The sequence below is a fragment of the Ornithinicoccus sp. genome, from assembly GCF_057176825.1.
The window spans coordinates 3,330,641-3,350,921 of sequence record NZ_CM169976.1; the positions used below are offsets into that span (position 1 = coordinate 3,330,641).

A 20,281-nucleotide genomic window follows, 5' to 3' on the forward strand; every position below is an offset into this window, starting at 1 on the left:
GCCGGACCCGCGGCCCCCACGGGGCCCCCGAGAGGGCTAGGCTTGCCCTGCAGAAGTTTCGTCTGTCAACACGTGAGGAAGAGGCGCGGACGCCGTGGCAGCACAGCCCCCCAGTAGCGACAACCCCCTGGCTGACTTCGGAGCCAACGAATGGCTCGTGGAGTCCATGTACGAGCAGTTCCAGGCCGACGAGTCGTCCGTCGCCCCCGAGTGGCGAGCCTTCTTCGCCACCTACGACCCCGACGGCACCGGCCCCAACGGCGCGAGCAGCACACCCACGACGACGACCACGAAGGCCGAGCCCGCCAAGAAGGCCGAGCCCGCCAAGAAGGCCGAGCCCGCCAAGAAGGCCGAGCCCGCCAAGAAGGCCGAGCCCGCCAAGAAGGCCGAGCCCGCCAAGAAGACTGAGACCGCGGAGGGCGACAGCGCCCAGAAGGCGGAGAGCGACTCCTCCCCCACGCCCCGCGACGCGCCGGCCCGCAAGGACACCGGCCCGCAGGAGGCCGCCCAGGTCACCCGGCTGCGCGGGGCGACCGCCCGGGTCGTCACCAACATGGAGTCCAGCCTCCAGGTGCCGACGGCCACCAGCCTGCGTGCGGTCCCCGCCAAGCTGCTGATCGACAACCGGGTCGTCATCAACAACCACCTGTCCCGCAGCCGTGGCGGCAAGGTGTCCTTCACCCACCTCATCGGCTACGCCATGGTCAAGGCCGTGGCGGCGATGCCGGAGATGAACCACAGCTACGCCGAGGAGGACGGCAAGCCCGCGCTGCTCGTGCCCGCGCACGTCAACCTGGGTCTGGCGATCGACGTGCCGAAGCCAGACGGCTCCCGTCAGCTGTTGGTGCCCAGCATCAAGAGCGCGGAGCGGATGGACTTCGCCAACTTCTGGGGCGCCTACGAGGACCTGGTCCGCAAGGCCCGCGACAACAAGCTGACCCTGGAGGACTTCCAGGGCACCACGATCTCGTTGACCAACCCGGGTGGCATCGGGACCGTCTCCTCCGTGCCGCGGCTGATGCAGGGCCAGGGCACGATCATCGGGGTCGGCGCGCTGGACTACCCGGCCGAGTGGCAGGGCGCCAGCCCCGAGCAGATCGCGCGCAACGCGGTGAGCAAGGTGCTCACCCTCACCTCGACATACGACCACCGGATCATCCAGGGCGCGCAGTCCGGGGAGTTCCTGCGGGTGCTGCACCAGTTGCTGCTGGGCGCCGACGGCTTCTACGACGAGATCTTCACCTCGCTGCGGATCCCCTACGAGCCGGTCCGCTGGGCCCCCGACATCACCGCCTCCCACGACGACGACGTGTCGAAGGCGACCCGGGTCCAGGAGCTGATCCACTCCTACCGGGTGCGCGGCCACCTGATGGCCGACACGGACCCGCTGGAGTACCGCCAGCGCAAGCACCACGACCTCGACATCACCAACCACGGGTTGACCCTGTGGGACCTCGAGCGCTCCTTCCCGACCGGAGGGTTCGGCGGCCAGCCGCGGCTGACGCTGCGCAAGGTGCTGGGGATCCTGCGCGACTCCTACTGCCGCACCGTCGGCATCGAGTACATGCACATCCAGGACCCCGAGCAGCGGGCCTGGATCCAGGAGCGGGTGGAGGTCCCCTACGAGAAGACGTCCGCCGACGAGCAGTTGCGGATCCTGCGCCGGCTGAACGCCGCGGAGGCGTTCGAGACGTTCCTGCAGACCAAGTTCGTCGGCCAGAAGCGGTTCAGCCTGGAGGGCGGGGAGTCCGTCATCGCGCTGATGGACCAGATCCTGACCCTGGCCGCCCAGGAGGAGCTGGACGAGGTGTGCATCGGGATGCCGCACCGCGGCCGCCTCAACGTGCTCGCCAACCTGGCCGGCAAGTCCTACGGCCAGATCTTCCGGGAGTTCGAGGGCAAGCAGGCCCCCGGCTCGGTGCAGGGCTCCGGTGACGTGAAGTACCACCTGGGCACCGAGGGTGAGTTCACCGCCGAGTCCGGGCAGACCACCAAGGTCTACCTGGCCGCGAACCCCTCGCACCTGGAGGCGGTCAACCCGGTCCTGGAGGGCATCGCCCGCGCCAAGCAGGACCGGCTCGACCTGGCCGGCGAGGCGTTCACGGTGCTGCCCGTGCTGCTGCACGGCGACGCCGCGTTCGCGGGCCAGGGTGTGGTGGCCGAGACCCTCAACCTGTCCCAGCTGCGCGGCTACCGCACCGGCGGCACGATCCACGTCGTCATCAACAACCAGGTCGGCTTCACCACCAGCCCCAGCTCCTCCCGGTCCAGCGTCTACTGCACCGACGTGGCGCGGATGGTGCAGGCGCCGATCTTCCACGTCAACGGGGACGACCCGGAGGCCTGCGTGCGGGTGGCCGAGCTGGCCTACGAGTTCCGCCAGGCGTTCCACAAGGACGTCGTGATCGACATGGTCTGCTACCGCCGCCGCGGTCACAACGAGGGTGACGATCCGTCGATGACCCAGCCGCTGATGTACGACCTGATCGAGTCCAAGCGGTCGGTCCGCAAGCTCTACACCGAGGCCCTCATCGGCCGCGGCGACATCACCGTCGACGACGCCGAGGCGGCATTGCGCGACTACCAGCACCAGCTGGAGCAGGTGTTCACCGAGACCAAGGCCGCGCTGCGCGGTGAGGACGGCGACTCCCGCGGGCTGGACCGCCCCCGGGCACAGGAGGAGGACGAGGCGGCCCCCGTCGCCAAGCACAAGAGCGCCATCTCCTCGGAGGTGCTCAACCAGATCGGCGACGCCTTCACCGCGACCCCGGAGGGCTTCACGGTCCACCCGAAGCTGGCCCAGCTGATGTCCCGGCGCACCGAGATGACGCGCAAGGGCGGCATCGACTGGGCGATGGGCGAGCTCATCGCGATCGGGTCCCTGCTGATGGAGGGCACCCCGGTCCGGCTGGCCGGGCAGGACTCGCGGCGCGGCACGTTCGTGCAGCGCCACGCCGTGCTCACGGACAAGAAGACCGCCGACGAGTGGAACCCGCTGCTGCACCTGTCCGAGGACCAGGCCAAGCTGTGGATCTACGACTCGCTGCTCAGCGAGTACGCCGCCATGGGCTTCGAGTACGGCTACTCCGTGGAGCGGCCCGACGCCCTGGTGATGTGGGAGGCACAGTTCGGCGACTTCGTCAACGGTGCGCAGACCATCATCGACGAGTTCATCTCCTCCTCGGAGCAGAAGTGGAACCAGCGCTCCTCGGTAGTGCTGCTGCTGCCGCACGGCTACGAGGGTCAGGGCCCGGACCACTCCTCGGCCCGGATCGAGCGGTTCCTCCAGATGTGCGCCGAGGAGAACATGCGGGTCGCCTACCCCTCGACCCCGGCCTCCTACTTCCACCTGCTGCGCCGCCAGGCCTACGGTCGGCCCCGGCGCCCGCTCGTGGTGTTCACCCCCAAGGCGATGCTGCGGCTGAAGAACGCCGCCAGCAGCCCGGAGGACTTCACCGAGGGCACCTGGCGCCCGGTGCTGCCGCCGAGCTTCTCCGGCGACGCCACGCAGGTGCGCCGGGTGCTGCTGGCCTCCAGCAAGCTCGTGCACGACCTGGCGGACGAACGCGCCAAGCGCGAGGACGAGACCACGGCGATCCTGCCGGTCGAGCAGCTCTACCCGGTGCCCGGCCGCGAGATCGCCGAGGCCGTGAAGGCCTTCCCGGAGGCCGAGCTGGTCTGGGTGCAGAACGAGCCGAAGAACCAGGGTGCCTGGCCGTTCATGGCAGTCAACCTGCCAGAGGCCCTGGCCGAGTTCGGCGAGACCCGTCCGCTGCGGGTGGTGTCCCGCCCGGCCGCGGCCTCCCCGGCCACCGGCTCGGCGAAGGCTCACGCCGTCGAGCAGCAGACCCTGCAGGACGAGGCCTTCGGGGCCTGACCCCGCGCTGCCGTCCACCGGTCATGCCCGGCCGGCGGACGGCATACGGGGTGGTTGTTCGTATGCCGTGTGGTTATCCCTGCGCGTCGGGCAGCCCGAGCCGGCGGTACCGCTGGTGTCGGGCCTCGATGCGCGCCTGCGGGTCCTCGGCCAGCACCTCGACCAGCGCGGCACGCAGCATCTGACCCATCCGCAGGCAGAACTCTTCCGGCTCCTCCGCGGCGTCCGGTTGCTCGGGCACCACATGATCCACGACGCCCTGCCGCAGCAGGTCCACGGACCGCACCTGCTGGGCGGCGGCCAGCTCCGCGGCCCGGCTGGTGTCACCGTGCAGGATGACGCTGGCGCCCTCCGGCGGCAGCGGCGAGAGCCAGCCGTGCTGGGCCGCGATAACCCGGTCGGCGGGGATCAGCGCGAGCGCCCCGCCGCCGGTCCCCTGACCCAGCAGCACCGACACGGTCGGGGCGGGCAACGCGCTGAGGTCGGCCAGGCAGCGGGCGATCTCCAGGGCCATGCCGCGCTCCTCGGCCTCCTTGCTCAGCGCCGCCCCGGGGGTGTCGATCACGGTCACCAGGGGCAGGTCGAGCTCCGCCGCCAGGCGCATCCCGCGGCGGGCCTCCCGCAGCGCCCCGGGGCCCATCGGCTCCTCCTCGGTCTGGCCGCGCCGGTCCTGGGCCAGCACCACGCAGGGCGCGTCCCCGAAGGTCGCCAGGCACAGAATCAGGCCGGGGTCGGCCTCCCCGTCGCCGGTGCCGTTGAGCGGCACGACGTTGCCGGCCGCCAGCCGCAGCAGGCGGCGGACGCTGGGCCGCTCGGGGCGCCGGGAGATCTGGATGGAGTCCCACGCCGGGATGTCGGGCAGCTCCTGCACCGGCAGGTCCGGGGCCGGCGCGGCCGGCAGCCCTGCCCGGGGGGCCAGCAACACGGTGAGGGCACGGTCGGCGAGCTCGCGCAGGCCCTCCGGAGGCACCACCCCGTCGATGAGCCCGTGGGCGAAGAGGTTCTCCGAGAGCTGCACCCCGTCCGGGAACGGCTCCCCGTGCAGCGCCTGGTAGACCTTGGGTCCGAGGAAGCCGACCAGGGCTCCGGGCTCGGCGACGGTGACGTGACCCAGGCCGCCCCACGACGCGAGCACCCCGCCGGTCGTGGGGTTGCGCAGGTAGACCAGGTAGGGCAGCCCGGCGGCCTTGTGCCGGGTCAGTGCCGCGGAGATCTTCACCATCTGGAGGAAAGCGGTCGTGCCCTCCTGCATCCGGGTGCCCCCGGAGGCGGTCGCCGCCAGCAGCGGCAGCCCCTCGTCCGTGGCGCGCTCGACGGCCAGGACGAGCCGCTCGGCCGCGGCCACCCCGATCGAGCCCGCCAGGAACGAGAAGTCGCAGGCCATGATGGCTACCCGGCGACCGTTGAGCAGACCCTCGCCCGACACGACCGACTCGTCCAGGCCGGACCGCTCCTGCGCCCGGCCCAGCGAGGCCCGGTAGGCCTCGTCCGGCTCCGGCTGGACCGGTGGTCCGTCCCAGCGGGTGAAGGTGCCCCGGTCGAGCGTGCGGTCGATGAGGTCGAGGGTGGCGTTCACGGCTGCTGCAACCACTCCCGGATGGCTGCGCCGTCGGCGTCCAGTCCCGGCGGCGCAGTGTGCTCCCGCCGGGTGACCTCGACCTCCGAGCCCTCCTCGACCTGAAACATGCGCAGTGGCGGCCCGGGGAGGCTGATGGTGCCCAGCTGGGGGTGCTCGACGTCGACCAACAGCCCCTGGGAGCGGGTCTGCTCCCACTCGTAGACCTCCTGCAGCGTGCGGACGCGTCCGGCAGGTACGCCCGCCTCCGCCAGCCGGGCCAGCAGGTCGGCGCCGTCCAGGTCGGCGAACGCGGCCTCGATCACCTCGATGACCCGGTCCCGGTTGGCGACCCGCTCGGGGTTGGTCGCCAGGCCGTCGGCCGCCGGGTCCAGCCCGAACGCCGCGCAGAACTTCTCCCACAGTGACTGGTTGGCCACGGCGACCTGGACCGCGCCGTCGCGGCAGTGGAACAGCCCGTAGGGGGCAATCGAGGGGTGGTGGTTGCCCTGGGCCTGCGGCACCTCGCCCGCGACCGTCCACCGGGTGCCCTGGAAGGCGTGCACCCCGACCACGCTGGCCAGCAGGGAGGTGCGCACGACCTGACCCTTGCCGGTGCGATCCCGCTCCAGCAGGGCGGACACCACGCCGTAGGCGCCGTACATCCCCGCCAGCAGGTCCCCGATCGGGACGCCCACCCGTTGCGGGTCCTCGGGTCCGCTGCCGGTGAGCGACATCAGGCCGGCCTCCCCCTGCGCGATCTGGTCATAGCCCGCCCGGCCGCCCTCCGGACCGTCGTGACCGAACCCGGAGACCGAGAGCACGACCAGACCGGGGTTGAGTTCGGCGAGCCGGGCCGTGGAGAAGCCCAGCCGGTCCAGCACGCCCGGCCGGAAGTTCTCCATGAGCACGTCTGCCCGTTCGACCAGGCGGGTGAGCACCTCCCGGTCGGCCTCGTCCTTGAGGTTGAGGGCGATCGACTCCTTGTTCCGGTTGCAGGACAGGTAGTAGGTGGCCACGTCGCCCTCGTCCGTCGGCATGAACGGTGGCCCCCACCCGCGGGTGTCGTCCCCCTTCCCGGGTGACTCGACCTTGATCACGCGGGCTCCGAGGTCGGCGAGCATCATGGCGGCGTGCGGGCCTGCCAGTGCCCGGGTGAGATCGACCACGAGGGTCCCGGCGAGGGGCCCTGCAGGGGACTGGTCCATGTGCACATCTCCTTGGGTAACGGGATTGGCCTAGCCAATAGGACAATCCGGGCCTGAGTCAATATCCTGTCGCCATGATGGCCCCACCGCCTGAGCCGCCGGAGGGTGCCCTGTCCCGGGTCCCGAGGCAGCGGCTCTATGAGCAGATCGTCCAGGAACTGCTGCGTCACATCGAGACGCAGGGGCTCAACCCCGGTGACCGGCTCCCCGCGGAGCGCGACCTGGCGGTGTTCCTCGGGGTCAGCCGAGCCTCGGTCTCCCAGGCGCTGGTGGCCCTGGAGGTCCTCGGCGTCGTCACGGTGCGGCACGGGGACGGAGCGGTGCTGCTGGACCGGCGCAGCGAACACCAGGTCCTGGCCGCCTTCCGGAGCCACCGGGCCAGGCTCCCGGAGGTGATCGACGCCCGGTCAGCGCTGGAGGGCAAGCTGGCCCGCCTCGCAGCCGAGCGCCGGACCGCCGAGGACCTGGCCGCGATCGACGCCGCTCTGGAGCAGATGGCCGCCGACATCGACGCCGGCAAGCGGGGGCTGGACGGCGACAAGGCCTTCCATGCGGCGATCACCCAGGCCGGCCACTCACCGCTGCTGGCCCGGCTGATGGCCGAGATCTCCGAGCTGATCCGGGAGACCCGGCTGGAGTCGCTCGCCCAACCGGGGCGCCCCCGCGAGTCGCTCGCCGGCCACCGCCGGATCGCCGAGGCGATCCGGGCCGGGGACGCCTCAGCCGCCGGCGCCGCCATGGAGGACCACATCGCCCTGGTGTCCGATGTGGCCCTGAACCGCGAGCCCGAGGACGCCCCCACCGTCGACGGCACGGGGGGCTGACCATGGCCCGGACGCACCTGGGCGCCAACCTGGAGCTGCTCGCCCGGGAGACCGACCGGCTGGTGGCCACGGTCTCCGACCTGGCCGCGGAGGACCTGGCCGCGCCCACGCTGTGCCCCGGGTGGACCCGGGCGCACGTCATCACCCACGTCGCGCGCAACGCCGACGCGCTGGACAACCTGCTGCACTGGGCCCGCACCGGGCAGCGGCGCGACGCCTATGGCTCGGAGCAGGAGCGCGCCGAGGCCATCACCGTGGGCGCCGAGCGCGACCTCCCCGAGCTGGTGGCGGACCTGCAGGAGAGCGCCGGCCGCTTCGCCGCCCACGCCGCCGACCTGCACGGTCCCGCCGGGGACGCCGAGGTGCTGACCCGCACCGGCACGCCCGTCCGCGGCGCCCAGGTGCCGACGATGCGGTTGCTGGAGGTGGTCTTCCACCACGTCGACCTGCTGGCCGGCTACACCTTCGCCGACGCCGATACCGGGTTCGTGCAGCGGGCCCTGCGGCAGGGCGCACGGCGGGCCGGGGACGCCGGACTCGACCTGCGGCTCCGCACCCCCGACGGCGGGGAGATCACGGTCGGCCCGGGCACCGGCCAGGTCGTCACCGGCACCGCGCCCGACCTGCTGTTGTGGCTCGCCCGGGGACGGGCGGAACGGCTGGCCCACGACATACCGCTGCCGGAGCCACCGCCGTTCGCGTGACCGACGCCCCAGCCACAGTTGGCGGCCGGACCCGCGGCCGGATGGAAAGATGTCGCCCATGAGTCTCGCCGACAGCGCCGACCACCTTGCCCCTCCCCTGCCCGGCTGGGCCGCCTACGAGCCGACCGAGCAGGACGTCGACGATCTGGTTGCGCTGCTACGACGGCACGAGAAGGAGGCCCGGGGCTGGCCCGGGGCGGACAGCGAGCAGGTGGCGGCCGAGGTCGCGGGGCAGGGCGCCGACGCTCGCAACCACGTGATGGTGCGCGACCCCGACGGGACCGCACGGGCCTGGGTGAGCTGTCACGACCGGGCCAGCGGTCGGGTGCTGGTCGGGGTCACCGTGGACCCAGACCTGTCCGAGGACATTGCGGACCCGGTGGCGGCCTGGTGCCTCGACCGTGCCGAGGAGCTCGCCTCGGCGATCGGCGTCGACCGGGGGCTGGCACGCACCCAGATGGACTCCGGCGCGTTCGCCGACGACACGCGCCAGCCCCGGTGGCTGACCGCCGCGGGCTTCACCCACGTGCGCGACTGGTGGCAGATGACGCGTCCGGTGCAGCCCGAGGAGGCCACCTCCCTGCCCGCACCGCGGGAGGGTGTCACGGTGCGCCTGGTCGCCCGCGACGGCTCGGACGGAATGCCGGACGAGCAGGACCTGCGCGACGTGCACATGGTGCTCGAGGCCTCCTTCGCCGACCACTTCAACTCCTACCGGGAGACCTTCGAGGAGTTCCTGGACCGGCTGCGGGCCGACCCGGGCCACCGCTGGGACCACTGGTGGCTGGCCGAGGTGGACGGCCAGCCCGCCGGCGCCCTGGTGGCGACGGCGGTGACCGGCCGGGTGGACCGCGAGGGACGGGAGCAGCCCGACGGCTCCTACGTGGAGTACATCGGGGTGCACGCCCGGGCACGCGGCCGCGGGGTCGCCAAGTCCCTGCTGTATGCCGTGATCGCCGACGCCGCGACGCGCGGCCGCAACCGGGTGGGGCTGGAGGTCGACGCCGACTCCCCCACCGGTGCCGACGGGCTCTACCGCGCCCTCGGGTGGGAGACGGTCTACACCACCCAGTCATGGCACCGGGATCTGGATCTCCCGGCCGGATAGTCTGCCCCTGTGTACTTCACCGACCGGGGCATCGAGGAGCTCACCGAACGACGGGGCGGGGAGACGGTCAGCCTGGACTGGCTGGCCGACCAGTTGCGTACCTTTGTGGACCTGCATCCCGAGTTCGAGATCCCGGTCGAGCGGCTCGCCACCTGGCTGGCCCGGCTCGACGACGACCTCGAGGAGTGAACGGCACCCGATGAACAGGAGAGAGCATTCGTGACGTCTGGCACTGACGGGACACCCGTCGAGTTCACACCCAGCGCCAACTTCCAGGTCGGCGACGGCCCCCGGGACATCGGGTTGTGCTTCGTGGGCGACGGCTTCGTGGCCGGCTACGGCGACCCGAAGGCCCTGGGCTGGGTGAGCCGGGTCGTGGGCCGGACCCCGCTCCAGGAGGCCGACCTGAGCGCCTACAACCTCGGGGTGCGGGGGGACTCCAGCGCGGACGTGATGAACCGGTGGCGCACCGAGTGCCCGCCCCGGTGGCAGGACCGCGGCGAGCGACGCCTGGTGGTCGGGGTCGGCGCCGAGGACGTGCACCAGGAGATCACCACGGCCCGGTCCCGTCTCAACCTGGCCAACATCCTGGACGAGGCCACCACCACCGGCATCTCGACCTTCGTGGTCGGCCCGACTCCCCAGCTGGACGCCCAGCTCAATAGCAAGCTGGCCCAGCTCTCCGACGCCCAGGCCGACGTGTGCGCCCGGCGCGGCGTGCCGTTCGTCGACTGCTTCGCCCCCCTGCGCGACCACGACCAGTGGCAGTCCGACCTCGCCTCCGGCGACACGGTCCACCCGGGTCAGGCCGGCTACGGGCTGATCGCCTGGCTGGTGCTGCACGCGGGCTGGCTGCGCTGGATGCAGCTGGCCGACTGACCCGCTGCCCCTACGGGGCGCCCTCCGGCGAAGGGTTCCCCTGCAGCCGGGCGACCCACTCCTTCGCCTGGGCGTATGCCGTGGGGCCGGCTTCGTCGGCCACCGGCACCGCGACGCCGTCGGCCCGCGGGTAGGACCCCAGGAAGCGGACCTGCGCGCAGGTCCGCTTCAGTCCGACCAGGGCCTCGGCCATCCGGGGCTCGGCGATGTGGCCGACCGCCTCGATCGTGAAGCAGTACCGGCCGATGCCCTGCCCCGTCGGGCGGGACTCCAGGCGGGAGAGGTCCACGTCCCGGACCGCGAACTGCTCCAGCAATTCCAGCAGGGCGCCGGGCCGGTTGTCCCGGATGAACGCCACCAGCGTCGTGGTGTCCGCCCCCGTGGGGGCCGGCGGGGCCACGCCCTCCCGGGCGAGCTCCACGAAGCGGGTGACAGCGCCGGGGGTGTCGGCGATCCCCTCGGCGAGCGTGGTCAACCCATGCACCTCGGCAGCCAGGGGTGCCGAGATCGCGGCGTCGTAGATCTCGGCGCCGACCAGGGCTGCCGCACGGGCGGTCGAGGACTCGGGGATCACCTCGACCCCGGGCAGGTTCCGGGCCACCCACTCACGGGTCTGGGCGGCGGCGACGGGATGGGTGGCGACCCGGCGGACCGCCTCCCGGGTCGTGCCGGCGCGGGCCAGCAGCGCGAACTCCACAGCGACATGGGTCTCCTGGGTGATCACCAGGGGCGCGCCATGGATCAGCTGGTCGAGGGTCGCCGAGACGGCGCCCTCGATCGAGTTCTCGAACGGCACGACAGCCCGATCCAGGTCGCCGGTGCGCACGCCGTCCAGGGCTGCCTCGACGGTCGGCGCGGCCCAGGGCTCGGCATGGTCGGGGTGCAGGCGACGCAGCGCCTGCTCGGTGAAGGTCCCGGCCGGGCCCAGGTAGCCGACCGTCCGGGGCGCCTGCTGCTCACTCACATGCGCACCCTAGTGGCTCGGCGGGCCAGCACCCCCGACAGGGGCGGGCTGGCGCCACGACGGGGCTGGCCGGTGCCACGAGGGGCTGGCCGGTGCCACGAGGGGAAGGCCGCCGGGACGACCACTGGACGTCCCGGCGGCCCGCCGTGCTCCCTCGGGCTCAGTACGCGCCGTTGCGCCTGGCGTCCAGGACCACGCGGAAGGTGCGCCAGATGATCATCAGGTCCAGCAGGGGGGTCCAGTTCTCCACGTAGTAGAGATCCAGCCGCACTGCCTCCTCCCAGTCCAGCTCGGTCCGGCCGCTGATCTGCCAGAGCCCCGTCATGCCGGGGTTGACCAGCAGCCGACGCCGGGTGTCGTGCTCGTACTGCTCGACCTCGGTGGGGAGCGGCGGCCGGGGCCCGACCAGGCTCATCTGGCCCTTCAGGACGTTGACCAGCTGCGGCAGCTCGTCGATGCTGTAGCGGCGCAGGTACTTGCCGACCTTGGTGATCCGGGGGTCCTCCCGGATCTTGAACAGCGGGCCGGCACCCTCGTTCTGTGCGGCGAGCTCGGCCAGCCGGTCCTCGGCGTCCACCGCCATGCTCCGGAACTTGATCATGGGGAAGCGCTCGCCCTTGCGCCCCACCCGCTCCTGGTGGAAGAACACGGGGCCGGGGTCGTCGCGCTTGACGAGCACCGCCACCGCCAGGAAGACCGGCGCGAGTAGCAGCAGCCCGACTGTGGCGCCGACCCGGTCCAGCACGGCCTTGACCACGGCGCGGGGGCCGGTGAAACGCGGCGCCTCGACGTGGATCAGGGGCAAACCGTCGATCGGCCGGGTCAGCACCCGGGGGCCTGCCACGTCCATGATGCCGGGGGCCACCACCAGCTCGATGGAGGTCCCCTCGAGGGCCCAGCCGAGCCTGCGCAGCCCCTTGGTCCCGATGCCTGCCGAGCTGGAGACGGCGATGACGTCGACCTGGTGGGCGAGCGCCTGGTCCAGCACGTCGGCCTCCCGGCCCAGCACCTCGGTGCCGTCCCCGAGCGTGCCCACGGCGTCGTCGGTGCACGCCCCCAGCACCTGGTAGCCGGCTCCGGGGGTCCGCTTCAGCGCGGAGGACAGTGTCTGCACGTGGTCCCGGTCACCGACCAGCAGCACCCGGTCCGACATCCGCCCCGCTGCCCGCTGGGCCACCAGCCACTTGCGGGCAATCCAGCGGCCCGTGAGCAACAGCAAGGTCGCGAGCGGGAAGGCGTAGAGGACGTAGCGGTGGGCGCTGTTGAGCTCGAAGGCGAACGCCGCCACCGAGAACGCCGCCAGCAACCAGATGCTCGCGGTGACGATCAGGCGGTACTCCTGGATCCCGTGGCCGATTCGGCGGGGGTCGTAGGTGGAGTGCAGTTGCAGCATCACCATCCAACCCACGACCAACCCCAGGCCCAGCACGATGGTACGCAGCTGGGACGGTGAGGACTCCACGGTCGGGAACAGGGTGACCCGGCCCAGCTCGAAGACCTGGACGAGGATCACAGCCATGAGCACCATGGCGAGGTCGACCGCGCGCAGGGTGCGCAGGTATCGGGTCATGTAGCGGCGCATCCCCGGGTGGCGGCGCGCCGGCACCGCGGGGGCGCCCTCGGCGACGGGCGGCAGCACGAACAGCGGCGGGGCCTGGCGTCCGTGGACAACGCTTCCCCCGCCTACCGCTCCGAGTAACGGTTCCCCTGCCTCGGCTCGCAAGTGTGCAGACATCTCATTCCTGGCGTGTGTCGTTCTGAGTTCGGCTCTGCCCCCGGACTCCCTCTGGGGGCTTTACTCTTTCTTGACCATCAGCAGACTAGATGTTTGTGGAGCATTTGGCTAGTCCCTCCGAAAAGTTCCTCTCGCGAGTTCGCTTGTCCGGCTTGCGTGAGGAGTCCGAACCTCCGTCCGTGATACCTCCCGCCACGCGGACACAGGGGCGAAGTGCTGACGTGGTGGCGAAACCTGCGGCAGGATGACCCCCAAGCAACTGCTCGAGGGAAGGACACCCCATGACCCGGCGCACTACCACCACCGTGACCCGTTGGCTCATTGGCGCCGCGGCGCTCAGCCTCACGCTGACCGCGTGCGGCTCCGACGAAGGAGACCCCGGCGAGGGCGCTGGAGGGGAGGGCGACGCCGGCGCGTCGGTCGAGGTCGATGAGGAGCTGGCCGCCATGGTTCCGGAGGACATCGCCGAGGCCGGCGTGCTCCGCGTCGGCACCGACGCCTCCTACGCCCCCAACGAGTTCTTCGACGAGGACGGCTCGACGATCGTCGGGTTCAACATGGACCTGTTCGACGCGGTGGCCGCCAAGCTGGGTCTCGAGGCGCAGTACGAGAACGCCGGCTTCGACACGCTCATCGTCGGCGTGACCAGCGACCGCTATGACGTCGCGGTCTCCAGCTTCACGATCAACGAGGAGCGCAAGACCCAGGTCAACATGATCAGCTACTTCAACGCCGGCACCCAGTGGGCCGTCGCCTCCGGCAACCCCGACGGGGTCGACCCCGACAACGCCTGCGGCCTCACCGTCGCGGTGCAGGCGGGGACCGTGCAGGAGGAGGTCGACCTGCCCGAGCGGCAGGAGGCCTGCGGTGACGACCCGTTCACCGTCCAGCCCTACGAGGGCCAGGACGAGGCCACCTCGGCACTGGTGACCGGGAAGGCGCAGGCGATGCTCGCCGACTCCCCCATCATCGGCTACGCGGTGGCCCAGACCGACGGCAGCATCGAGGCGGTCGGGGACGTGTACGACGCGGCTCCCTACGGCTACGTCGCCCCGCTGGAGGACACCGAGTTCGCGGAGGCCATCGTGGCCGCGCTGGCCTCCCTCGAGGAGGACGGCACCTACCTGGAGATCCTGACCGAGTGGGGTGTGGAGGACGGCGCCATCGACGACTTCGCCGTCAACCCCTGAGATGTCCGGCTCAGCCCCCGGAGCTCCTCCGGACACTGAGCGACCGGGCAAGATCGACGCGGTCCCGGTCAGGCACCCGGGCCGCTGGGCGGCCGTCGCGCTCATCGCGCTGCTCGTCGCGATGTTCGTCAACATGCTCGTCACGAACGAGGCGTTCAACTGGCCCTTCGTGTTCGAGTCGATGTTCCGCCCGCCGGTCATCAACGGCCTGATCATGGGCACCCTGCTGGTCACCGTGCTGGCGATGCTCATCGGCGTCACCCTCGGCGTCATGCTGGCGGTGATGCGGCTCTCGCCCAACCCGGTGCTCTCCGGTGTGGCGTTCGCCTTCATCTGGTTCTTCCGCGGAGTGCCGCGCCTGGTGCTGCTCACCATCATGGGCAGCCTGGGGATTCTCTTCGTGGGCGGCATGGACTTCGGTTTCCCGTTCGATCACCAGATCACGGGCCTGCTCGGCATCGACGGCGACTGGCGGTTCCTCAGTCTGGACGCCAACCAGGTCTTCGTCGGAGTCACCGGGGGCGCGATCGGCCTGGGTCTGTCCGAGGCCGCTTACATGGCCGAGATCTCCCGGGCCGGGATCCTCTCGGTCGACAACGGTCAGACCGAGGCCGCCCAGGCCCTCGGGATGGACGGCGGCACCACGATGCGTCGCATCGTGCTCCCCCAGGCGATGCGGGTGATCGTGCCGCCCACGGGCAACGAACTGATCTCCATGGTCAAGGACACCTCCCTGCTCATCGCCGTGCCGGTGAGCAACGAGTTGTTCTTCCAGCTGCGCTCCATCGGGTCCCGGACCTTTGAGGTCTTCCCAGTGCTGGTCGCCGCCTGCCTGTGGTACCTCATCATCGGCAGCATCCTGATGGTGGGCCAGTTCTACCTTGAGCGGTACTTCAACCGCGGCTACGGCGCCCGGCAGGACCACGCCCCGGCGGCCGCCGCCGCGGACGGTGAGGGGTGATGAGTATGCAGTCGCTCGTCCGGGCCGTGAACGTCACCAAGGCGTTCGGCCACAACGAGGTGCTCAAGGGGATCGACCTGTCGGTCCAGGCCGGGCAGGTGGTGACCCTGCTCGGGCCCTCCGGCTCGGGCAAGACGACCTTCCTACGGTGCATCAACCAGTTGGAGACCATCGACGGCGGCCGGATCTGGGTCGACGGCGACCTCATCGGCTACCGCGACGTCAACGGCAAGTTGCACCGGCTCAAGGACAGCGAGATCGCCGCCCAGCGACGCAACATCGGCATGGTGTTCCAGCGGTTCAACCTCTTCCCGCACAAGACCGTGCTGGAGAACATCTGCGAGGCGCCCGTCGTCGTGCAGGGGCGCAAACGCCGTGAGGTCGAGTCGGAGGCGCTGGGCCTGCTGGAGCGGGTTGGTCTGCAGGACAAGCCACGCGCCTACCCCAACCAGCTCTCCGGCGGTCAGCAGCAGCGGGTGGCGATCGCCCGGGCCCTGGCCATGCACCCCAAGCTGATGCTCTTCGACGAGCCCACGTCGGCCCTGGACCCCGAGCTCGTCGGTGACGTGCTCGCGGTGATGCGGGACCTGGCCGTCAGCGGGATGACGATGGTCGTGGTCACCCACGAGATGGCCTTCGCCCGCGACGTCAGCGACCACGTGGTGTTCATGGATGGCGGGGTCGTCGTCGAGGAGGGCCCCCCGAAGGAGATCCTGGTCAACCCGCAGCACCAGCGCACCCGCAATTTCCTGCAGCGCGTCCGCGAGGAACAACCGGACGTGGTCGAGGAGATCCCCGACCACGTGCGCCAGCCGGGCGAGCCCGTCGACTGACAGTGAGGACGCACTGACAGTTGGGACGCCCTTCGCAGCCTGATGTTGCGGGGCTGACTTGCGATGTCCTCATCTCGAGGACACCTCCGCCCTGACCGGCCCTGTCCCCGTATCGAGGACACCCCACCTGACCTGCGATGTCCTCGTTACGAGGACACCTCGCCAGGCCGCCAGGAGCCGCCGCGAAGTCGCGCCCGGACGCCTCGCCAGACGCCTCGCCGGACGGCCCTCGACTCGTGTGGAGGATGAAGGGGCCTATGACCCCATAGAAATGACACGCGAGATCTGACACGCCCCCGACGCGCACACCACCGCCAGACCGGGCCACCACAGGCCTGCTGGCCGGCCCTGTCCTCGTATCGAGGACACCCCACCCGGCCGGCCTTGTCCTCGTATCAAGGACACCCCACCTGACCTGCGATGTCCTCGCTACGAGGACACCCCGCCAGGCCGCCAGGAGCCGCCGCGAAGTCGCGCCCGGACGCCTCGCCAGACGCCTCGCCGGACGGCCCTCGACTCGTGTGGAGGATGAAGGGGCCTATGACCCCATAGAAATGACACGCGAGATCTGACACGCCCCCGACGCGCACAACACCACCGGATCAACCCACCACACGGGCCTGCCGACCTGCGATGTCCTCGCCACGAGGACACCCCCGGCCAGCCCTGTCCTCATACCGAGGACACCTTGCACCCAGGGGCTGCGGCATCTCACGCCGAGTGGACCGGATATTGCCGGATTCTTTCGAGATTCCGCGAATATCTGGTGCAGTCGGCGGGAAGGCACGGGACGAGGCCGGCTTGATTCACCTGGAGCCGGCTCCAGGTGACGAGCGTGCTCAGCGGCCGGTGAGCGCGCGCCTCACATGTGGCAGCACGGCGCTCACCTGCCGGGTCATCTCGCGGTAGACCGAGGCCGCCCGCAGGTACGGGTCGACGATGTCCACCTCGACGGCCTCCCGCGGACGCACCAGTCCCCGCCGCGCCGCTAGGGTCGCCGTCACTTCCCGGACCCACTCGCCCGCGTCCCTGGTGGACGGGAGCTCCTCGGCAGGCATAGCCGAGGCCAGGTCGGCGAAGTCGCCGATCGTGAAGGTGTAGCGCAGCGACTTGGGATAGGTGCGCGCGACCTCGGCGCGGTGCTCCCGGGTCGCGGTCAAGACCAGGTCGGCCGCCGCCACGAGATCGGGGGTCAGCTGCCGCGAGACGAACCCGTCCGGGACCGCCCCGAACCCGGCGAGCTCCTGTGCCGACTGCGGATCCATCGGACTCCCCACCATTGCCCGGGTGCCGGCGCTGCGGACCGGCACAGCCCCGGCGCCCCAGCGGCGGTCCATCGCGTCCTGCAGGACGCGTTCGAGCAGCGGGGACCGGCAGATGTTGCCGGTGCACACGGTCAGGATCTGTCCCTGTGTGGTCTGTTCCTGCATGACGGGGACTTTACGTGCCACCCGACAGAGCATCCGCGAGCGCCCAGGCCACAGTGGGGTCGGACCACCGCTCCCCCACGGTGCGCAGGGACAGCATGCGGAAGTCCGCTGCCTCCGCCAGGTCCGGGTCCACCTCCACCTCCGCCAGGTCCTCGGGGTGTTGCAGCACGATCTCCAGCCGGGCCTCGGCGAGTTGCTCGACCAGGCCCTGGCCCCACTCGACCACGGTGACCGAGGACTCGACGCTGTCGTCCAGGTCGAGGTCGTCGAGCTCGGCCGAGCCACCGAGCCGGTAGGCGTCGACATGCACCAGCGCGGGGCCACCGACCTCCGAGGGGTGCACCCGGGAGAGCACGAACGTCGGGGAGATAATCGGCCCCCGTACCCTCAAGCCCTCGGCGATCCCCTGGGTCAGGGTCGTCTTGCCCGCACCCAGACCGCCGACCAGGAGCACCAGGTCCCCGGCCCGCAGCAGGCGCCCGAGCGCGGCCCCCACGGCCCGGGTGTCGTCGGCGTCGACCAGGCGACGGGTCAGGTCGTCACCGGCCTGCACCCCACCCGGCAGACCGGTCACGCGTCCGCCCGACGGGCTTGGGCACGTCGCCGGGTCGGACGGGTGGCACGGTCGCGGCGCTGCTTGTCCAGGTCGGTGACCCGGCGCCGGGTGCCGCGGGCGGAGCGGGGCATGGCCGACGCGGGCGTCGTCACGGTGGCGGACCGTTCGGCCCGGCGCACCAGGGCGAGGAGTTGCTCCCCGACGACCGCCGGGTGCTCGAGCATGATGATGTGCCCGGCCTCGGCGACCACGACGTGGTCGGCACCGGGGAGCATCTCCACGATCTCCTCGCTGTGCTCGGTGGAGGTCAGGATGTCCTTGTCGCCGTTGAGCACCAGCACCTCGACGCCCTCCAAGTTGGCCAGCGCCTGCCGCTTGTCGTGCCGGTTCAGCGCGGGCGCGTAGGAGGCCATCACCTCCATCGTCGTGCCGAAGATCATGTCCGCGGTCAGCCGGACCACCGACAGCGGCACGGGCGAGGCGAACGACCCGCCGTCGACCAGGAACTCCTGCAGCTGACGGCCGCCCCGCATCACCGAGTCGACGACCTCCTGGCGCCCGGCCATGGTGGACATCACCACGGGGCCGAGCCGGTTCACCGCACCGCCGAGCACCTTGCCCAGCCCCCACGTGACCCGCTCCAGGCCCCCGGCGCTGGTGGCGACGAAGGCCACCCCGACGACCCGCTCCCGCACCAGCTCGGGGTCCGCCTCGGCCAGCGCCATGATCGTCATCCCGCCCATCGAGTGCCCCACCAGCACCAGGTCACCGGTCGGCACCACCTGGTCCAGCACCCGGTGCAGGTCGGACCCGAGCTGCTCGACGTTGTTGTGGTCGGCCTCGCCGACCCCCGAGGAGCCGTGGCCCCGCTTGTCCCACACCACGACCCGGTAGCCGGCCTCCCGCAGCATGCGCCGCTGGTAGACCCAGCACCGCAGGTCCAGGGTGTAGCCGTGCCCGAGCACCACGGTGGGCCGCCCGTCGACCGGGTCGTCGGGCTCGTCGACCTCGACGTGCAGCGGGACCCCGTCGTCGGCGACCACCACCTCCGTGCGGCTCGGCTCGACCGTGAAGTCCTCGTCGGTGCCCAACGCGACCGCGTGCTCGCGGTCCCGCCACAGACGGTCGATGGCCACCCCCGCCACGGTGGCCAGCCCCGCGGCCGCCACCCCGGCACCAATACCCAGAATCGTGTTGCGTCCCGTCGTGCTCACCCTTCCGCACCGTCTCCGGCGGCCGCTGCGGCCGCGCCTCCGACATAGACCCGTGGCACCCGGGGTCCGAACCGGGTGACGATCTCATAATTGATCGTGCCGGCCGATTCTGCCCAATCCTGGGCAGTCGGCTCCCCCTGAGCACCGGACCCGAACAGCACGATCTCCTCGCCCGCCGACACCGGCAGGTCCCCCGCGTCCACCACGAACTGGTCCATGCAGACCCGCCCGGCGATCGGCCGCTGCTGCCCCGCGACCAGCACCGACGCCCGGTTCGAGACGTGCCGGGGGACGCCGTCGGCATACCCGAGCGGGACGTCGACCAGGGTGGTCGGGCCGCTCGTGGTGTAGGTGTGCCCGTAGGAGACCCCCTGGCCCCCCGGCACCCGCTTGACCACCGAAGCGCGGGCGGTCACCGTCATGGCGGGGACCAGGCCGAGCTCGGCGGGCGTGCCGAGATCTGGCGCGGGCGACAACCCGTAGACCGCCAGTCCCGGACGCACCAGGTCCCAGGCGGACCCGGGGCTGGTGAGCGTGGCCGCGGAGTTGGACATGTGCCGCACCTGGGGGGTGAGGCCGGCGCGTTCGGCGGTCGCGACGGCCGCCGCGAAGGCCTCTTGCTGCTGCCGCACCGTGGGGTGCCCGGGGGCGTCGGCATACGCGAAGTGGGTGAACAGGCCCACCACCTCCAGCGCACCCTCGGCCTCCAGCCGCCGGGCCTGCTCGACGAGGATCTGCCAATCCGTATGCCGTCCGCCCGCCTGCGCGTGGTAGGCCCCGTTGCGCGCGAGGCCGGTGTCGACCTTCAGGTGCACCCGGGCGGTGCGCCCGGTGGCATGGGCCGCCGCGCTGGCCGCCTCCAGCGCCCAGGGTGCGGAGGCGGCCAGGTCCACGTCCGCGGCGAGCGCCGCCACGAAGTCGATCCCCGGCGCGTGCAGCCAGGACAGCACGGGCGCGCTGATCCCCGCGGCGCGCAGGTCCAGGGCCTCCTGCAGTTGCGCGACGCCCAGCCAGGAGGCGCCGCCGGCGAGCGCCGCCCGGGCACTGGGCACTAACCCGTGGCCGTAGGCGTCGGCCTTCACCACGGCCATCACCCCGGCGGACCCGGCTCTGCGGCCCAGCTCTGCGACGTTGCCGGCAATGGCGTCCAGGTCGACCCGGACCTCGGCGGGAAAGGCGGACGAGGTGTTCATGGTGAGGGTCAGTCTGTCAGTCCTGTTGCCGCAGATCGCGCACCTGGGCA

The 20,281-nt window shown here is 71.4% G+C and carries 17 protein-coding genes; 9 read left to right on the plus strand and 8 right to left on the minus strand.

The window, feature by feature from the left end:
• Positions 1-94 precede the first annotated feature (94 nt).
• Positions 95-3,877 (plus strand): multifunctional oxoglutarate decarboxylase/oxoglutarate dehydrogenase thiamine pyrophosphate-binding subunit/dihydrolipoyllysine-residue succinyltransferase subunit, encoded by a 3,783-nt coding sequence (locus AC1QRC_RS16650; RefSeq protein WP_484204372.1) that lies wholly within the window; start codon positions 95-97, stop codon positions 3,875-3,877.
• Between the two features lie 73 nt (positions 3,878-3,950).
• On the opposite strand, the gene AC1QRC_RS16655 is transcribed toward AC1QRC_RS16650, so the two are convergent.
• Both AC1QRC_RS16655 and AC1QRC_RS16660 read right to left on the minus strand, forming a co-directional pair.
• The gene (locus tag AC1QRC_RS16655) at positions 3,951-5,453 is read right to left on the minus strand and encodes a carboxyl transferase domain-containing protein (protein WP_484204373.1); all 1,503 of its coding nucleotides are present in this window, start codon (positions 5,451-5,453) and stop codon (positions 3,951-3,953) included.
• Positions 5,450-6,640, minus strand: a complete 1,191-nt coding sequence (locus AC1QRC_RS16660; protein ID WP_484204374.1) for a CaiB/BaiF CoA transferase family protein — start codon at positions 6,638-6,640, stop codon at positions 5,450-5,452. The genes AC1QRC_RS16655 and AC1QRC_RS16660 overlap by 4 nt, the downstream gene beginning before the upstream one ends.
• Before the next feature lie 74 nt (positions 6,641-6,714).
• On the opposite strand from AC1QRC_RS16660, the gene AC1QRC_RS16665 reads away from it, so the two are divergent.
• The 5 genes from AC1QRC_RS16665 to AC1QRC_RS16685 are packed head-to-tail and all read left to right on the plus strand — an operon-like array spanning position 6,715 to position 10,155.
• Complete coding sequence (locus tag AC1QRC_RS16665) at positions 6,715-7,464, plus strand: FadR/GntR family transcriptional regulator (RefSeq protein ID WP_484204375.1); 750 nt, start codon at positions 6,715-6,717, stop codon at positions 7,462-7,464.
• A gap of 2 nt (positions 7,465-7,466) precedes the next feature.
• Positions 7,467-8,168: a maleylpyruvate isomerase family mycothiol-dependent enzyme gene (locus tag AC1QRC_RS16670; protein WP_484204376.1), complete on the plus strand. Its 702-nt coding sequence runs from the start codon at positions 7,467-7,469 to the stop codon at positions 8,166-8,168.
• A gap of 58 nt (positions 8,169-8,226) precedes the next feature.
• Positions 8,227-9,276 carry a GNAT family N-acetyltransferase gene (locus AC1QRC_RS16675; protein ID WP_484204377.1) on the plus strand — a complete coding sequence of 350 codons (1,050 nt, stop codon included), beginning with the start codon at positions 8,227-8,229 and terminating at the stop codon, positions 9,274-9,276.
• Between the two features lie 9 nt (positions 9,277-9,285).
• The gene (locus AC1QRC_RS16680; RefSeq protein ID WP_484204378.1) at positions 9,286-9,465 is read left to right on the plus strand and encodes a DUF6104 family protein; all 180 of its coding nucleotides are present in this window, start codon (positions 9,286-9,288) and stop codon (positions 9,463-9,465) included.
• Between the two features lie 30 nt (positions 9,466-9,495).
• Positions 9,496-10,155 carry a GDSL-type esterase/lipase family protein gene (locus AC1QRC_RS16685; protein WP_484204379.1) on the plus strand — a complete coding sequence of 220 codons (660 nt, stop codon included), beginning with the start codon at positions 9,496-9,498 and terminating at the stop codon, positions 10,153-10,155.
• Between the two features lie 10 nt (positions 10,156-10,165).
• On the opposite strand, the gene pheA is transcribed toward AC1QRC_RS16685, so the two are convergent.
• A complete protein-coding gene (gene pheA / locus AC1QRC_RS16690; protein ID WP_484204380.1) occupies positions 10,166-11,119 on the minus strand; it encodes a prephenate dehydratase in 954 nt (317 codons plus the stop codon).
• Positions 11,120-11,279: 160 nt separating this feature from the next.
• The gene (locus AC1QRC_RS16695) at positions 11,280-12,758 is read right to left on the minus strand and encodes a sugar transferase (protein WP_484204381.1); all 1,479 of its coding nucleotides are present in this window, start codon (positions 12,756-12,758) and stop codon (positions 11,280-11,282) included.
• 377 nt (positions 12,759-13,135) lie between these two features.
• Between AC1QRC_RS16695 and AC1QRC_RS16700 the strand changes: the two genes are divergently transcribed.
• The 3 genes from AC1QRC_RS16700 to AC1QRC_RS16710 are packed head-to-tail and all read left to right on the plus strand — an operon-like array spanning position 13,136 to position 15,838.
• Complete coding sequence (locus AC1QRC_RS16700) at positions 13,136-14,044, plus strand: ABC transporter substrate-binding protein (RefSeq protein WP_484204382.1); 909 nt, start codon at positions 13,136-13,138, stop codon at positions 14,042-14,044.
• 1 nt (position 14,045) lies between these two features.
• Positions 14,046-15,005 carry an amino acid ABC transporter permease gene (locus AC1QRC_RS16705; protein ID WP_484204383.1) on the plus strand — a complete coding sequence of 320 codons (960 nt, stop codon included), beginning with the start codon at positions 14,046-14,048 and terminating at the stop codon, positions 15,003-15,005.
• Positions 15,005-15,838 carry an amino acid ABC transporter ATP-binding protein gene (locus AC1QRC_RS16710; protein ID WP_484204384.1) on the plus strand — a complete coding sequence of 278 codons (834 nt, stop codon included), beginning with the start codon at positions 15,005-15,007 and terminating at the stop codon, positions 15,836-15,838. Before AC1QRC_RS16705 ends, AC1QRC_RS16710 begins: the two co-directional genes overlap by 1 nt.
• 839 nt (positions 15,839-16,677) lie before the next feature.
• Here the strand turns inward: AC1QRC_RS16710 and AC1QRC_RS16715 are convergent.
• The 4 genes from AC1QRC_RS16715 to alr are packed head-to-tail and all read right to left on the minus strand — an operon-like array spanning position 16,678 to position 20,231.
• A complete protein-coding gene (locus AC1QRC_RS16715; protein WP_484204385.1) occupies positions 16,678-17,268 on the minus strand; it encodes an arsenate reductase/protein-tyrosine-phosphatase family protein in 591 nt (196 codons plus the stop codon).
• Between the two features lie 10 nt (positions 17,269-17,278).
• Entirely contained in the window at positions 17,279-17,833 is a 555-nt protein-coding gene (gene tsaE / locus AC1QRC_RS16720; RefSeq protein ID WP_484206668.1) for a tRNA (adenosine(37)-N6)-threonylcarbamoyltransferase complex ATPase subunit type 1 TsaE, read from the minus strand.
• 5 nt (positions 17,834-17,838) lie between these two features.
• Positions 17,839-19,038, minus strand: a complete 1,200-nt coding sequence (locus AC1QRC_RS16725; protein WP_484204386.1) for an alpha/beta fold hydrolase — start codon at positions 19,036-19,038, stop codon at positions 17,839-17,841.
• Positions 19,035-20,231, minus strand: a complete 1,197-nt coding sequence (gene alr / locus AC1QRC_RS16730) for an alanine racemase (RefSeq protein ID WP_484204387.1) — start codon at positions 20,229-20,231, stop codon at positions 19,035-19,037. The genes AC1QRC_RS16725 and alr overlap by 4 nt, the downstream gene beginning before the upstream one ends.
• Positions 20,232-20,281: the final 50 nt, after the last annotated feature.